Here is a 14,230-nt window from a genome sequence, read left to right as displayed (position 1 = left end):
CCGGACGGGACACTGTGTGCCGGAGATTCGGAACGGCCATGACGTCCGGCAGCGGACCGGGACAACGACGAAAGCGGGAGATGTGGAGAGGGAACCGGTGCGAATCGGCATGCCCGCGCGCCAGGGGCCGGACCTCACGGAACTGCTGCTCGCCGTCGCGCGCGGCGACCAGGAGGCCTTCGCCAGGCTGTACGACGCCGTGAGCGGGCCCGTGCTGGGACTGGTCCGCGGCGTGCTGCGCGACCCCGCCCAGTCGGAGGAGGTCGCGCAGGAGGTCCTGGTGGAGGTCTGGCGCACGGCGGCCCGCTTCCGCCCCGAGAAAGGCAGTGCGATGACCTGGGTGATGACCCTGGCCCACCGCCGCGCGGTCGACCGCGTGCGGTCGGCGAGCGCGGCCGCCGACCGCGAGCACAAGGCGGCCCTGCTGGACCGCACGCCCGCGTACGACGAGGTGACCGAGCAGGTCGAGGCCCGGCTCGAACGGGAGCAGGTGAGGCGCTGCATGCGCACCCTCACCGAGTTGCAGCACCAGTCGGTGATGCTGGCGTACTACCGCGGCCTGACCTACCGCGAGGTCGCCGAACTGCTGTCGCTGCCGCTGGGAACGGTCAAGACCCGGCTCAGGGACGGCCTCATCCGACTGCGCGACTGCCTGGGGGTGACCGCGTGAGCACCAACGCCGAACTGCACACCCTCACCGGGGCGTACGCCCTGGACGCCCTGGACCGGCACGAGCGTACCGAGTTCGAGAACCACCTGACGGACTGCGAGCCCTGCGCCCTGGAGGTGCGCGAGCTCACCGCCACCGCCGCCCGGCTCGGGCTCGCCGCGGCCGAACCCGCGCCGCAGCGGATGAAGGACGAGGTGATGCGGCGGATCGCCACCGTCCGGCAGGAGCCGCCGCACGTGGCCGAGGTCCCCGCCCGGGACCGCCGCCGGGTCCACAGCGCCCCCCGTAGGCCGCTGCTCACCCGGTTCGCCCTGGCCGCCTGCCTGGTGGCCGCGGCCGCCCTCGGCGGTGTCGCCGTCTGGCAGCAGCAGCAGCTCGGCGACGCCCGCCGGGAGGCCCGGCAGGCGCAGGCCGGCGCCGAGTCCGTCACCCGGGTCCTCGCCGCGCCCGACGCCGCCGCCACCTCAGGGAAGCTCTCCGGCGGCGCCAGCGGCACGGTCGTCGTCTCGCGGAGCCAGGACCGCGCGGTCTTCTTCGCCCAGGGCCTGCCCTCGCTGTCCGGGGGCCGCGTCTACCAGCTCTGGTTCTCCGACGCGGGCGGCACCATGCGCTCCGCCGGGCTCGTCCCCCGGCCCACGCCGGGCACCAGCGAGGCCGTCCTCCTCGACGGTCCCGTCGGCGACGCCTCCGGCATGGGCATCACCGTCGAACCGGCGGGCGGCTCCCGGCGCCCCACCACGCAGCCGCTCGCGCTCATGCCCTTCGCGAAGGCCTGACCGGCGGGGGACGCGCCCGGCGAATGCCGGGGGCCGGGCCCGGGAGCGCCCTAGGCTCGGCCGGGGGGAAAGGCGAGGAAAGGCAGTCAGAGTGCGAGGTACGGGCGTGTCCGTGGCCGTCTGCTTGTTCACCGCGGATCTACGGGTGCACGACAACCCCGTACTGCGTGCGGCGCTGAACGCCGCGGACGAGGTCGTGCCGTTGTTCGTGCTGGACGACGGGGTAGGGGCGGCCGGGTTCGCGGTGCCCAACCGGACGGCGTTCCTGGTGGAGTGCCTGGCGGACCTGGACGCCCGGCTGCGGGACCGCGGGGGGCGGCTGGTCGTCCGCGCGGGGGACGTGGTGGAGGAGGTGTGCCGGGTCGCGCAGGAGACCGGCGCCCGGCAGGTGCACGTCGCGGCGGGGGTGAGCGGCTACGCCACCCGGCGGGAGGCGCGGCTGCGAGAGGCGCTGGAGGGGGCGCGGCGGGAGCTGCGGGTGCACGACGGCGTGCTGAACGTGGTGCCCCCCGGGGCCCTCACACCGGCCGGCAAGGACCTGTTCGAGGTGTTCACCCCGTACTTCCGGCGCTGGGAGCAGGCGGACGTCCGGGACGTGCTGGGCGCGCCGCGGGTGGTCCCGGTGCCGGAGGGACCGCGGTCGCTCGCGGTGCCGGACGCGCCAGGCGGGGTCTCGCCCGGCCTGCCCGCCGGCGGCGAGAGCGAGGGGCGGCGCCGCTGGCGGGCCTGGCACTCGGGCGGCGGCGTGGACGCGTACGACGAGCGCCACGACGACCTCGAGGGTGACGGGACCTCGCGGCTCTCCCCGTACCTGCACTTCGGCTGCCTGTCCGCGACGGAGCTCGCGGCCGGCGCCCACGGCGGCTTCGTACGGCAGCTGGCCTGGCGGGACTTCCACCACCAAGTGCTCGCCGCCCGCCCGGACGCCGCCCACCACGACCTGCGCCCGCGTCACGACTCCTGGCAGGGCGACGGCCCGGAGGCCGAGGCGTGGCGGGAGGGCCGCACCGGGTACCCGATCGTGGACGCGGCGATGCGGCAGCTGCGGCACGAGGGGTGGATGCACAACCGGGCGCGGCTGCTGGTGGGCAGCTTCCTGACCAAGACGCTGTACGTGGACTGGCGGATCGGCGCGGCGCACTTCCTGAGCCTGCTGGTGGACGGCGACATGGCCAACAACCAGCTCAACTGGCAGTGGGTGGCGGGCACCGGGACCGACACCCGCCCCAACCGCGTGCTCAACCCGCTCACCCAGGCCCGCCGTTTCGACCCCGACGGGGCGTACGTCCGGCACTGGCTGCCGGAGCTGGCCGGCGTGCCGGGCGGCGCCGTCCACCGGCCCTGGCTGCTGGCGGAGGAGCGGCGCCGCGCGCTGGACTATCCGGCGCCGCTCGTGGACCTCGACGAGGGCGCCGCCCGCTTCCGCGGTGGCCGGGGGAAGAAGCCCGAGGTGCGGGAGGCGTAGTCGGCCCAGCCGGGGCGGCCGGCCATGCGCCGCTCCAGCAGGGCCTTCCCGCTGCCGCGGATCAGCAGCAGGCTCATCACCAGCGGGGAGACCACGGTGGCCGCCGCGGCCTGCCAGGCGTCGCAGGTCAGCGCGAACAGCCCCCACCAGACGAGGAAGTCGCCGAAGTAGTTGGGGTGCCGCGTCCAGCTCCACAGCCCGCGGTCCATGATCCGGCCCCGGTTGGCGGGATCGGCCTTGAAGCGCGCCAGCTGGTGGTCGCCGACCGCCTCGAAGAGCAGGCCGACGGCCCACAGCCCGACGCCCACCGCCGCGGGGGGACCCAGTCGGCCGGGCAGGTAGGAGGCCGCCTGGACCGGCAGGGAGACCAGCCAGACCAGGGCGGCCTGGAGCAGGTAGACCATGCGCAGGGCGTACAGGGTTCGATCGCCCGGCGCCTTGTCCAACAGGGCCTCGTAGCGCGGGTCCTCGCCGTGTCCCCGGCCGCGCCAGGCGATGTGGCCGGCCAGCCGCAGCCCCCACACCGCCACCATCACGAGCACCAGCGCGCGCCGGGCCGGGTCACCGTGCCCGGCCGACAGCGCGTACGCGACCACCCCGACGGCCGCGAAGCCGACGCCCCACGCGACGTCGACGTACCGGTGCATGCCGCGGGCCCGGCCGACCGCGAAGGCCACCAGCATCACCGCGAGCGCGGCGCCCGCCGCCGCGAGGGTCACCATCGCCCGTACCAGCCGTCCTGTGTGTCCGGCATCCCCGTGCCGCCGTCCCCGGTGGGCCGGACGGCGAGGATCTGGTCGACGCCCATGCGGCGTTCGGCGAAGGCCAGCGCGCCGCCGGCCAGGTACAGCCGCCACACGCGGGCGGTCTCCTCCCCCGCCATCGCCACGAACTCGGGCCAGCGCGCCTCCAGCGTGGCCAGCCAGGCCCGTACCGTGCGCACGTAGTGCTCGCGCAGCGACTCCACGGCGCGTACCTCCAGCCCGGCGCCCTCCAGCAGGGCGACGGTACGGCCGAGGGGGCGCATGTGCATGTCGGGGGCGATGTACGTCTCGATGAACGCGCCGCCGCCGGGCGCGATCCGCCCGCGGGACATCTGCTGCACCAGGGCCCGGCCGTGCGGGCGCAGCACGCGGTGCAGCGTGGCGGCGAAGTCGGGGTAGTGCGCGTCGCCGACGTGCTCGCCCATCTCGATCGCGGTGACCGCCTCGTAGCCGCCGCTGCCCTCGAGGTCGCGGTAGTCGCGCAGTTCGACCCGGACGTACTCCTCGAGGCCGCGCTCGCGGATGCGGGCCCGGACGGCGTCGCGCTGCGCGGCCGACAGGGTGACCGCGTGCACCTGGGCGCGGTGGGTCTCGGCGGCGTACAGGGACAGCGCGCCCCAGCCGCAGCCGATGTCGAGCAGCCGCATGCCGGGGCGCAGGCCGAGCTTGCGGCAGATGAGTTCCAGCTTGTCGCGCTGGGCGTCGGCGAGGCCGTACCCGGGGTCGTCCGCGCGGGTCCAGTAGGCGCAGGAGTACGCCATCGAGGGGTCGAGGAGCAGGGCGTAGAACTCGTTGGACAGGTCGTAGTGGTGGCTGATGGCGGCGCGGTCGCGGCCCCGGCTGTGCAAGGTCCCGTTCAGCCGGGCGCGGCCGCGGGGTGCGGGCGGCCGGGGTCCGACCGCGCCGAGCCGCAGCGCGGCGCGGGCCGCCCGCAGGCGGTCGGCGGCGGTCAGCCGGGGCGGGTTGACGCTGCCCTCGCGCACCGCGCGCCAGATCGTGCGCAGGCTCTCGGTGAGATCGCCGCGCACGTCCAGGTCACCGGTGATGTAGGCCTCGGCCAGGCCGAGTTCGCCGGGTTCCCACAGGATCCGGCGCAGCGCGCGCCGGGAGCGCAGCACCACCATCGGCGCGTCGCGCGGCCCGGCGGTGCTCCCGTCCCAGGCCCGCAGCCGCACCGGCAGGGGCCCGCCGGTGAACTGCTCGAGCAGGGGGACGAGGGTATCGGCGGCACTCTTCACCGGGCGGTCTCCCCTCGGGCCAGCAGCAGTTGACGCACATCGAGGCAGCCCGAACGGAAACCGGCCTCGGCCCCGCCGAGGTCGCCGGGTGCCCACAGCAGCCGGCGCAGCGCGCGTACCGGCAGGAGGACCAGGGTGTCCGCGACACTCTTCACCGGGCGGTCTCCCCTCGGGCCAGCAGCAGTTGACGCACATCGAGATAGCCCGAACGGAAACCGGCCTCGGAGTAGCCGAGGTACAGGGTCCACATGCGGCGGAACGCCTCGTCGAAGCCGAGGGCGGCGACCTCGGCGGCCCGCTCGGTGAAGCGTTCGCGCCACAGCCGCAGCGTCTCGGCGTAGTGCGCGGCGAAGCCCGTGCTGTCCTCGACACGCAGCGCCGTGTGCGCGGCGAGGGTGCGCTCGATCGCCTCCGGGGAGGGGATCAGGCCACCGGGGAAGATGTACTTCTGGATCCAGGTGTGGGTGCGGCGGGTGGCCAGCATCCGGTCGTCGGCCATGGTGATGGCCTGGAGCGCGATCCGGCCGCCGGGGGCGAGCAGCCGGTCGAGCGCGGCGAAGTAGACGGGCCAGTAGTCGGCGCCGACGGCCTCTATCATCTCGACGCTGACGACGGCGTCGTAACGGCCCGTCACCTGCCGGTAGTCGCGCAGCAGCACCGTCGCCCGGCCGGACTGGCCGGCCGCCTCGATGCGCTCGGTGGCCAGCCTGCGCTGCTCCTCGGAGAGGGTGACGGTGACGACCTCGGCGCCGCGCCGGGCGGCGCGCACGGCGAGTTCGCCCCAGCCGGTGCCGATCTCCAGCAGCCGGGTGCCCTCGCCGACCCGCGCGAGGTCCAGGAGGCGGTCGATCTTGCGGTGCTGGGCGTCGGCGAGCAGTTCGTGCAGGGCGGGCAGCGCGCGGAAGACCGCCGAGGAGTAGGTGAGGGTCTCGTCCAGGAAGAGGGCGAACAGTTCGTTGGACAGGTCGTAGTGGGCGTGGATGTTGTCCCGGGCGCCGTCGAGGGTGTTGCGGCGTTCGCGGGGCTGCCGGCGCGCCCACACGGCGCGCAGCCTCTGCAGCGGCCGGGGGACGAGTTCGGTGACGTGCCCGGCCAGCACGGTGAGCACCGCGACGAGGTCGGGCGCGGCCCACTCGCCGGCCATGTAGGACTCACCGAAGCCGATCAGGCCGCCGGCGCCCACCCGGCGGAAGAAGGCCTCGGGGTCGGCGATCTCGACCGCGGGACCGCCGGTGCCGAGCACCGGGCCGCCGGGCCCGAGACGGCAGCGCAGCGGCAGCCGGGACAGGGCGCGGCGCACCACGGCGCCGGCGACGGCGGCCCGCAGGTGTGAGCACCGTGGCGCTGCGGCGACATCCGGCCAGCGGCGCGGGTCCACGCCGCCGAAGGAGGCGGGAGCGGATGCGGGGACGGGGACGGACGTGGTCACTCGAAGCCCTTCTGAGACCGGTGAACGGGGCGCCGCAGCACGGGCAGTCCGCGCAGCAGCAGTCGGATGCCGTGCCGGCGGATGCCGGCCGACACGGCGGCGGTGGACCAGGGATGGCGCAGCGCGGAGCGCAGCAGGAACGGGGCGGTCCCGGGCCGCCGTTCGCCGCGCACGGTCGCGGTGAACGGCCGGGCCTGTTCGCGCTCCAGGTGGACGGTGAGACGCAGCGCGGCGTCCGGTTCCGGCAGCCGCATGCGGTAGGCACCGTCGACGGGGAAGAACGGCGAGACGTGGAAGTCCTTGGCGACGCTCGCCGCGCCGGCCCCGTCGGTGCGCAGCAGATAGGCGTGGCGCTCGCCGTAGGTGTTGTGGACCTCGGCGACGACGCAGACCAGGGCGCCGTCCGGCGTGTGGCACCAGTAGAGCGTCAGCGGGTTGAAGACATGGCCGAGCACCCGGGCGTGGGTGAGCATCCGCACCGGGCCGCCGCGCAGGTCCACCCCGCGCGCGGCGAGCCAGGTCTCCAGAGCGGCCCGTACGGTGGGCTGCCGGCCGCCGAAGTGGTCCCGGGCGTCGAAGCGCGCGAAGGGGCGCAACGGTGCGGGGAGCCGGGGCGGCCGGTCGGGGTCGATCAGCCACAGGTAGGTGCGGTGGGTGAAGGCGTGGCGGACCGGGCCGGTACGGACATGGGTGATCACGCACTCGTACAGGGCGGGCACGTCCGGCGGGGCGGCGGCGGTCACCATCGCGCCCCCAGCGTGCGGGCGGCCTCGGCGCCGGAGCGGCAGCCGTCCTCGTGGAAGCCCCAGCCGTGGTAGGCCCCGGCGAAGGCGGTGACGGGAGTGTTCAGGGTGGGCAGCAGGCGCTGCGCGGCGACCGACTCCGGGGTGTAGACGGGGTGTTCGTAGACCATGCGGGCCAGCACCCGTTCGGGGTCGACCAGTTCCTCGCCGCCGAGAGTGACGAGGAAGCGCTCGGGGCTGTCCAGCCGCTGGAGGCGGTTCATGTCGTAGGTGACCCGTACGCCGCCGGGCGAGGGGGCGCAGGAGGGCATCAGGTAGTTCCACGAACCGCGCGCCCCGGCGCTGCGGGGCAGCAGCGAGGTGTCGGTGTGCAGCAGCGTGGGGTTGCGGGAGTACGGGATCGCGCCGAGCACGGCGCGCTCCGCCGCGGTGGCGTCGGCGAGCAGGCGCAGCGCCTGGTCGGCGTGGGTGGCGACGACCACCGCGTCGTACTCCTCGCTCTCGCCGTCGCCGGTGACGATCTCGGCGCCGTCGGCGTGCCGCCGCAGGGCGCGTACGGGGGTGGCGGTGCGCAGGGCCGTCAGCCGCTTGGCGATCCGCTCGACGTAGACACGCGAGCCGCCGGTGACGGTCTTCCAGGTGGGCGAGCCGGACACCGAGAGCATGCCGTGGTGGTCCAGGAACCGGAAGAGGTACGCAGCCGGGTAGGCGGCCGCGGTCCGCGGCGAGCAGGACCAGACGCAGGCCACCAGCGGGGTCGTGAAGTGCGCGACGAAGTAGGCAGAGAAGCCCCCCGCCCGCAGGAACTCGCCCAGCGTGGTGGTGTCGTCGCCGTCCCCGGCCAGCAGCCGCCTGGCCCTGCGGTGGAAACGCGGCACTTCGGCCAGCATGCGCAGGTACTCCGGGCGAAGCCCGTTGCGCGGCTGGGCGAACAGCCCGGCGGGACCGCGGGCCCCGGCGTACTCCAGACCGCAGCCCTCGCACCGCACGGACATGCTCATCTCGGACTCCTGCGTGGGAACGCCGAGTTCGGCGAAGATCCGCAGCAGGGTGGGGTAAGTGCGCTCGTTGTGCACGATGAAGCCGCTGTCGACCGCCGCCAGCCGTCCGTCGGCCGAGGCTATGTCGTGGGTGTGGGCATGCCCGCCCAGCCGGTCGTCCGCCTCGAACAGCGAAACGTCGCAGTGCCGTTGCAGTGCGTACGCGGCGGTCAGTCCGGCCACCCCGCTCCCCACGACCGCGATCCGGCGCCTTGTGCCCTTCATGCCGCTCCCTTCGTGCCCCGTCTTTCCTGATGTGATTCGTAGACCTGCGGCCACCGGATTGGCCGGTCGGGCAATCCGGTGGGGGCGCGGTTCCGAATCCCGGACAGGAACGGGCGGGAACGGGCAGAGACGCCGGGAACGGGCAGGAAACAGAACGGGCGGCGGCGGAGAGGGCGGCGGACAATGACGGAGAGTGCAAGGAGAGTGCAAGGAGAGGCGATCCGATGACGTACGGTGACGGCTCCGACGGCGGCGCGACGCCGTACGCGGCGCTGGTCCCTTACGCGCTGCCGGAGCGCCCGGCGGCCGCCGTTCTGCTGCTGCACGGCGGTCGCGCCGAGGGCCTGGAGCCCCCCACGCGGTGGAACCTCCCCGGGGCCCGCATGAGGCCGTTCGTCCGCGCCATCGGCCGGGCCACGGCCGGGCACCCGGTGGCGCTCGCCGGGGTCCGCTACCGGCACCGCGGCTGGAACGGCGACCGGCAGGACGCCGCCCGTGACGCCTGGCAGGCGCTGGAGGCCCTGCGGGGGCATGCCGGGGCGGTGCCCGTCGTGCTGGTCGGCCACTCGATGGGCGGCCGGGCGGCGCTGCGGGTGGCCGGGCATCCGCTGGTGGGCGGGGTGGTGGGGCTGGCCCCATGGTGCCCGGCGGGCGAGCCGGTGGGGCAGTTGGCCGGACGCCGCCTGGTGCTGCTCCACGGTGACCGGGACCGGGTCACCGATCCGGCCGCGTCACTGACCCTGGCCGACCGGGCGCGCGCGGCGGGCGCCCTGGCCTGCCATCTGACGGTGCCGGGCGGCGACCACGCGATGCTGCGGGACGCCGGCACCTGGCACGCACTGACCGCCCGCGTGGTGGCGGGGCTGCTGCGGCTGGCGCCTCTGCCGCCGGACGTGGCGAGCGCCCTGGCTGCCCCGGGCGCCGGAAAGGAACGACCGGGATGACTGCGAAGACCACCCTCACCTGTCTGGTGACAGGGGCCAGCGGCTACATCGGCGGCCGGCTGGTGCCCGAACTGCTCGACGCCGGCCATGCGGTGCGCTGTCTGGTCCGCACGCCGGGGAAGCTGCGCGACCATCCGTGGGCCGACCGCGCCGAGGTGGTGCGAGGCGACGTGACCGACGAGGACTCGGTGCTCGCGGCGATGGAGGGCGTGGACGTCGCGTACTACCTCGTCCACGCGCTCGGCAGCGGCCGGGACTTCGAGGAGACCGACCGCCGCGCCGCCGAGATCTTCGGCCGCGCGGCGAAGGCGGCCGGCGTGCGGCGGATCGTGTACCTGGGCGGGCTCACCCCGGACGGGGTGCCCGAGCGGGAGCTGTCGCCGCACCTGCGCTCGCGCACCGAGGTGGGCCGGGTGCTGCTGGCCTCGGGCGTGCCGACGGCCGTGCTGCGGGCGGCGGTCATCATCGGCTCGGGATCGGCCTCGTTCGAGATGCTGCGCTACCTGACCGAGCGGCTGCCGGTGATGATCACCCCGCGCTGGGTCTGCACCCGTATCCAGCCGATCGCCGTGCGGGACGTGCTGCGGCAGCTCGTCGGCTGCGCGACGCTGCCACCCGAGGTCAACCGGGCCTTCGACGTCGGAGGCCCGGACGTGCTCACGTATCGCGCCATGATGCTGATGTACGCCGAGGTGGCGGGGCTGCCGCCGCGGCTGATCGTGCCGGTGCCGGTGCTCACCCCCCGGCTGTCCAGCCACTGGGTGGGGCTGGTGACCCCGGTACCCGCGGGACTCGCGCGTCCGCTGACGGAGTCGCTGCGGCACGAGGTGGTCTGCCACGACCACGACATCGCCGCGTGGGTGCCCGACCCGCCGGAGGGCATGATCGGCGTCAAGCGGGCGCTGGAGCTGGCCCTGCAGCGCATCCGGGACGCCAATGTGGTCACCCGCTGGTCGTCGGCCTCGGTGCCCGGAGCACCCAGCGACCCGCTGCCCACCGATCCCGACTGGGCCGGCGGCAGCCTGTACAGCGACCGCAGGGCCCGCGTGGTGGACGCCTCGCCGGAGGCCCTGTGGCGGGTGATCGAGGGCATCGGCGGCGAGAACGGCTGGTACTCCTTCCCGCCGGCGTGGGCGGTGCGCGGCTGGCTCGACCGCTTCGTGGGCGGGGTGGGGCTGCGCCGGGGTCGGCGGGACGCGACGCGGCTGCGGACCGGGGACTCGCTGGACTTCTGGCGGGTCGAGGAGATCGAACCCGGGCGGCTGCTGCGGCTGCGGGCGGAGATGCGGCTGCCGGGGCTGGCCTGGCTGGAACTGTCGGCCGGGCGGGACGAGCGGGGGCGCACGGTCTACCGGCAGCGGGCGCTGTTCCACCCGCGGGGCCTGGCGGGCCACGCGTACTGGTGGTGCGTGTCACCGTTCCACTCGGTCGTGTTCGGCGGCATGGCGCGCAACATCGCCTCGGCGGCGGCCGGCGTGCGCCGCCCGCGCAGCGAAGCGTGACGTGGCCCCGCCGGCCGTTCAGCGGCGGCGGTCCGGCGGCTCGTCGGGGGCGGGTTCGCCGTGGAGGGCGGTCAGTTCGTCGTTCATCGCCGTCAGGAAGCGCATGACGACGGTCAGTTCCTCCTCGGTGAAGCGGGCGCGGGCCGCGTCGGTGCCGCGGGCGAGCGGCTGGAAGAACGCGCGGGCCACGGCCTTCGCCTTGGGCGCGTAGTGCAGGTGGACGACGCGCCGGTCGGCGGCGTCACGGGTGCGGCGGATATGGCCGGACCGTTCCAGCCGGTCCAGGCAGGCGGTGACGGCCCCGGAGGTCAGATTGAGCCGTTCGCGCAGCAGTCCCGGTGTCATCGCACCGCCGTGCCCGTCGCCGTCCAGGATCGCCACCAGGGCCTGCACGTCGGTGTGGTGCAGTTGCCGGCTCTGTGCGAAGTCCTGCGCGATGCGGTTGAACTCGGCGTTCATCCGGCGCAGTTGCACGGCGAAAGCCCGCAGCCCCGTGGGGGACTCGGCCTCTTCGCCGCCGTCGCGGGGGTCGTGTACGTGATCAGGCACTCCCCCATCGTAAATAATCTCGACGGTTAAGATAATTGATCAGTGAGATATATCCTGTGGACAGCAGAGGGAAGCACCCGCACTCACCCCCACGGGAGAAGCGATGACATCCGTGCCGCGCACCGTCCGATGGCTGCTCCCCGTGGTGCTGCTGGTCGCCTGGCTGGGGATCGGCGGCACCCTGGGCCCCTACGCGGGCAAGCTGGGCGAGGTCTCCACCAACGACCAGGCGGCCTTCCTCCCGCGCAGCGCCGAGTCCACCAAGGCGCTCGCCGAACGGCAGGTGTTCCGCCGGGGCGAGACCGTGCCGGCCATCGTCGTCTGGACCTCCGGCCGCGGCCCGGTCACCGACGCCCAGCGCGACGCCGCCACCGCGGCACTTGCCTCCCTGGCCGGCACCGAGGGGGTGACCGGACACCCGTCCCCCGCGTTGCGCTCGCGGGACGGCCGGGCGCTGGAGGGCGTGCTCCAACTCCGTCCCGACCTCGGGCGGCAGGTGCAGGGCACCGTCGACCGGATCTCCGCCGCGGCCGGGCGCGTGCCCGGCACCACCGCCCACATCGCCGGCCCGGCCGCCTCGCAGGCCGACCTCGGCGACGCCTTCGCGGGCATCGACGGTCTGCTGCTGCTCGTCGCCCTCGGCGTGGTGCTGGTGATCCTGCTGCTGGTCTACCGCGCGGTACTGCTGCCCCTGGTCATCATCGCCGGCTCGGTCCTCTCCCTCGGCCTCGCCTGCGGCGTGGTGTACGTGCTCGCCGACCACGGCGCGGTCCGGGTGGACGGCCAGGTGCAGGGCATCCTGTCGATCCTCGTCATCGGCGCCGCCACGGACTACGCCCTGCTGCTGTCGGCCCGCTTCCGCGAGGAGCTCGCCGGGCGCGGAGACCGGTTCGCCGCCATGCGGGCGGCGCTGCGCCGCTCGGCCGGGGCGATCGTGGCGAGCGCCGCCACCGTGGCACTCGCACTGCTCGCCCTGCTGGCCAGCGACCTGACGAACAACCGGGCACTGGGCCCGGTCGGCGCGGTCGGGATCGTCTGCGCCGTGGCGAGCAGCCTCACCTTCCTGCCCGCCGTCCTGCTGCTGCTCGGACCGGCCGCCTACTGGCCCGCCCGGCCGCAGCCGGCACGGGAGGGGGGCCGGGGGGTGTGGCAGCGGGTGGCCGCGCTCGTGGACCGGGCGCCCCGCCGGGTCTGGGCGGTCAGCCTGGCGGTGCTGGCCGCCTGCGCGGCCTTCTCCCCCGCGCTGACCGCCCGGGGCGTGCCGCTGGACGAGATCTTCGTCCACCAGGCCCCCTCGGTGACCGCGCAGCGCGTCCTCGGCGAGCACTTCCCCGGCGGCTCGGGCAACCCCGCCGTGGTGGTCGCCGCCGCTGACCGGCTCACCCAGGTGACCCGGGTGGCCGAACGCACCTCCGGTGTCTCCTCCGCCGCCGCGGTCACGGCCTCCGGCCGGCCCGGTCAGGGCGAGCCGCTGGTCGCCGGCGGCCGGGCGCTGCTGGAGGTGACGCTCCAGGACGCCGCCGACAGCGACGCCGCCAAGGCCGCCGTGCAGCGGCTGCGGCACGCCGTGCACGCGGTGCCCGGCGCGGAGGCGGTCGTCGGCGGCTACACCGCGCAGCAGCTGGACACCCAGCGCACCGCCGGGCGCGACCGCACGCTCGTGGTGCCCGTCGTCCTGGCGATCATCCTGCTGATCCTGGTGGCACTGCTGCGCAGCGTGCTGCTGCCGCTGCTGCTGGTCGCCACGGTGGCGCTGAACTTCGCCGCCACCCTGGGTGTGTCGGCGCTGGTCTTCCCGCATGTGTTCGGCTTCTCGGCGACGGACGCCTCGGTCCCGCTGTACGGCTTCGTCTTCCTGGTCGCGCTCGGCGTCGACTACAACATCTTCCTGATGACCCGGGTCCGCGAGGAGACGCTGCGGTACGGGACCCGGCAGGGCGTCCTGCGCGGCCTGACCGCCACCGGGGGCGTGATCACCTCGGCGGGCGTGGTGCTGGCGGCGACCTTCGCGGCGCTGGGCGTGATCCCGCTGGCCTTCCTGGTGCAGATCGCCTTCATCGTGGCGTTCGGGGTGCTGCTGGACACCCTGCTGGTGCGTTCGCTGCTGGTGCCCGCGCTGGTACGGGACATCGGGCCGCGGGTGTGGTGGCCGGGAGCCGCGGCGCGGTGCGCGGAGGCCGGTGGCACGCCGCAGGACCCCGCGGCGGGGGCCGGGGAGCCGAGGGAGCGTCAGACCACCTGATGCAGCCACCGGACGGGGGCGCCCTCGCCCGCGTACCGGAAGGGCTCCAGCTCGTCGTCCCAGGGCTTGCCGAGGAGCTTGGCGACCTCGGTCTCGAGGTCGGCCTCGCCCTTGCGGGCCCGGGCGAGCGCGGCGCGCAGCCGGTCCTCGGGGATGAGGATGTCGCCGTGGATGCCGGTGACGGCATGGAAGATGCCCAGCTCGGGGGTGCTGCTGTAGCGCTCCCCCTCGGCGGAGGGGCACGGCTCCGCCGTCACCTCGAAGCGCAGCAGATGCCAGCCGCGCAGCGCGGACGCCAGCTTGGAGGCGGTGCCGGGGTCTCCCTGCCAGGAGAACTCGGCCCGCCAGGTGCCCGGGGAGGCGGGCTGGCGGATCCAGTCGAGGTTCACGCGCACGCCGAGCACGCCCGCGACGGCCCACTCGACGTGTGGGCACAGCGCGCGCGGCGCGGAGTGCACGTACAGAACTCCACGTGTCGTCACCGGGACCTCCAGTGTGGGACGAGGTACGCCTTCCCCAGCGGCCTCATGCCCATAACCGAGCCATCCGGGACAGCACTGGACATTCTGCACTAATCATAACGAATGAGACAAGATCTGACTTCTGATCACCTCTTTCCCCTCAGGCGTCAGGGAAAAAGCTA

General features: G+C 74.6%; 14 protein-coding genes. 6 read left to right on the top strand and 8 right to left on the bottom strand.

Annotation, left to right across the window (positions count from 1 at the left end):
- Positions 1 to 109: 109 nt before the first annotated feature.
- From RV983_RS24940 to RV983_RS24930, 3 genes are all read left to right on the top strand, one after another.
- On the top strand, positions 110 to 670 hold the full coding sequence (locus RV983_RS24940) for a sigma-70 family RNA polymerase sigma factor (RefSeq protein WP_389242404.1): 561 nt from the start codon (positions 110 to 112) through the stop codon (positions 668 to 670).
- Positions 667 to 1,446: an anti-sigma factor gene (locus RV983_RS24935; RefSeq protein ID WP_475987955.1), complete on the top strand. Its 780-nt coding sequence runs from the start codon at positions 667 to 669 to the stop codon at positions 1,444 to 1,446. The genes RV983_RS24940 and RV983_RS24935 overlap by 4 nt, the downstream gene beginning before the upstream one ends.
- Before the next feature lie 106 nt (positions 1,447 to 1,552).
- Entirely contained in the window at positions 1,553 to 2,911 is a 1,359-nt protein-coding gene (locus tag RV983_RS24930; RefSeq protein WP_475987954.1) for a cryptochrome/photolyase family protein, read from the top strand.
- Here RV983_RS24930 and RV983_RS24925 read toward each other — a convergent pair.
- From RV983_RS24925 to RV983_RS24900, 6 genes are read right to left on the bottom strand one after another with little or no spacing between them, the layout of a single operon-like run.
- Positions 2,824 to 3,633: a DUF1295 domain-containing protein gene (locus RV983_RS24925; protein ID WP_475987953.1), complete on the bottom strand. Its 810-nt coding sequence runs from the start codon at positions 3,631 to 3,633 to the stop codon at positions 2,824 to 2,826. The genes RV983_RS24930 and RV983_RS24925 overlap by 88 nt on opposite strands.
- Positions 3,627 to 4,913, bottom strand: a complete 1,287-nt coding sequence (locus tag RV983_RS24920) for a class I SAM-dependent methyltransferase (protein WP_475987952.1) — start codon at positions 4,911 to 4,913, stop codon at positions 3,627 to 3,629. Before RV983_RS24920 ends, RV983_RS24925 begins: the two co-directional genes overlap by 7 nt.
- Positions 4,910 to 5,068 (bottom strand): hypothetical protein, encoded by a 159-nt coding sequence (locus tag RV983_RS24915; protein ID WP_475987951.1) that lies wholly within the window; start codon positions 5,066 to 5,068, stop codon positions 4,910 to 4,912. The genes RV983_RS24920 and RV983_RS24915 overlap by 4 nt, the downstream gene beginning before the upstream one ends.
- Complete coding sequence (locus RV983_RS24910) at positions 5,065 to 6,342, bottom strand: class I SAM-dependent methyltransferase (RefSeq protein WP_475987950.1); 1,278 nt, start codon at positions 6,340 to 6,342, stop codon at positions 5,065 to 5,067. The genes RV983_RS24915 and RV983_RS24910 overlap by 4 nt, the downstream gene beginning before the upstream one ends.
- On the bottom strand, positions 6,339 to 7,088 hold the full coding sequence (locus tag RV983_RS24905; protein ID WP_475987949.1) for a DUF1365 domain-containing protein: 750 nt from the start codon (positions 7,086 to 7,088) through the stop codon (positions 6,339 to 6,341). The genes RV983_RS24910 and RV983_RS24905 overlap by 4 nt, the downstream gene beginning before the upstream one ends.
- Positions 7,082 to 8,350, bottom strand: a complete 1,269-nt coding sequence (locus tag RV983_RS24900; RefSeq protein WP_475987948.1) for an NAD(P)/FAD-dependent oxidoreductase — start codon at positions 8,348 to 8,350, stop codon at positions 7,082 to 7,084. Before RV983_RS24900 ends, RV983_RS24905 begins: the two co-directional genes overlap by 7 nt.
- A 224-nt stretch (positions 8,351 to 8,574) precedes the next feature.
- On the opposite strand from RV983_RS24900, the gene RV983_RS24895 reads away from it, so the two are divergent.
- Complete coding sequence (locus RV983_RS24895; RefSeq protein ID WP_475987947.1) at positions 8,575 to 9,294, top strand: alpha/beta hydrolase; 720 nt, start codon at positions 8,575 to 8,577, stop codon at positions 9,292 to 9,294.
- Positions 9,291 to 10,796, top strand: coding sequence for an SDR family oxidoreductase (locus tag RV983_RS24890; RefSeq protein WP_475987946.1), 1,506 nt, complete (start codon positions 9,291 to 9,293; stop codon positions 10,794 to 10,796). Before RV983_RS24895 ends, RV983_RS24890 begins: the two co-directional genes overlap by 4 nt.
- 18 nt (positions 10,797 to 10,814) lie before the next feature.
- On the opposite strand, the gene RV983_RS24885 is transcribed toward RV983_RS24890, so the two are convergent.
- The gene (locus tag RV983_RS24885) at positions 10,815 to 11,255 is read right to left on the bottom strand and encodes a MarR family winged helix-turn-helix transcriptional regulator (RefSeq protein WP_475990446.1); all 441 of its coding nucleotides are present in this window, start codon (positions 11,253 to 11,255) and stop codon (positions 10,815 to 10,817) included.
- 193 nt (positions 11,256 to 11,448) lie between these two features.
- On the opposite strand from RV983_RS24885, the gene RV983_RS24880 reads away from it, so the two are divergent.
- Positions 11,449 to 13,587 (top strand): MMPL family transporter, encoded by a 2,139-nt coding sequence (locus RV983_RS24880; RefSeq protein WP_475987945.1) that lies wholly within the window; start codon positions 11,449 to 11,451, stop codon positions 13,585 to 13,587.
- Here the strand turns inward: RV983_RS24880 and RV983_RS24875 are convergent.
- Complete coding sequence (locus RV983_RS24875; RefSeq protein ID WP_319662641.1) at positions 13,575 to 14,069, bottom strand: DUF3145 domain-containing protein; 495 nt, start codon at positions 14,067 to 14,069, stop codon at positions 13,575 to 13,577. The two genes, RV983_RS24880 and RV983_RS24875, sit on opposite strands and share 13 nt — an antisense overlap.
- Positions 14,070 to 14,230: the final 161 nt, after the last annotated feature.

The sequence above is a fragment of the Streptomyces sp. RLA123 genome, assembly GCF_056270165.1.
Note: the sequence above shows the minus strand (reverse complement) of the source record. Positions and strands in the feature narration are given on the sequence as shown.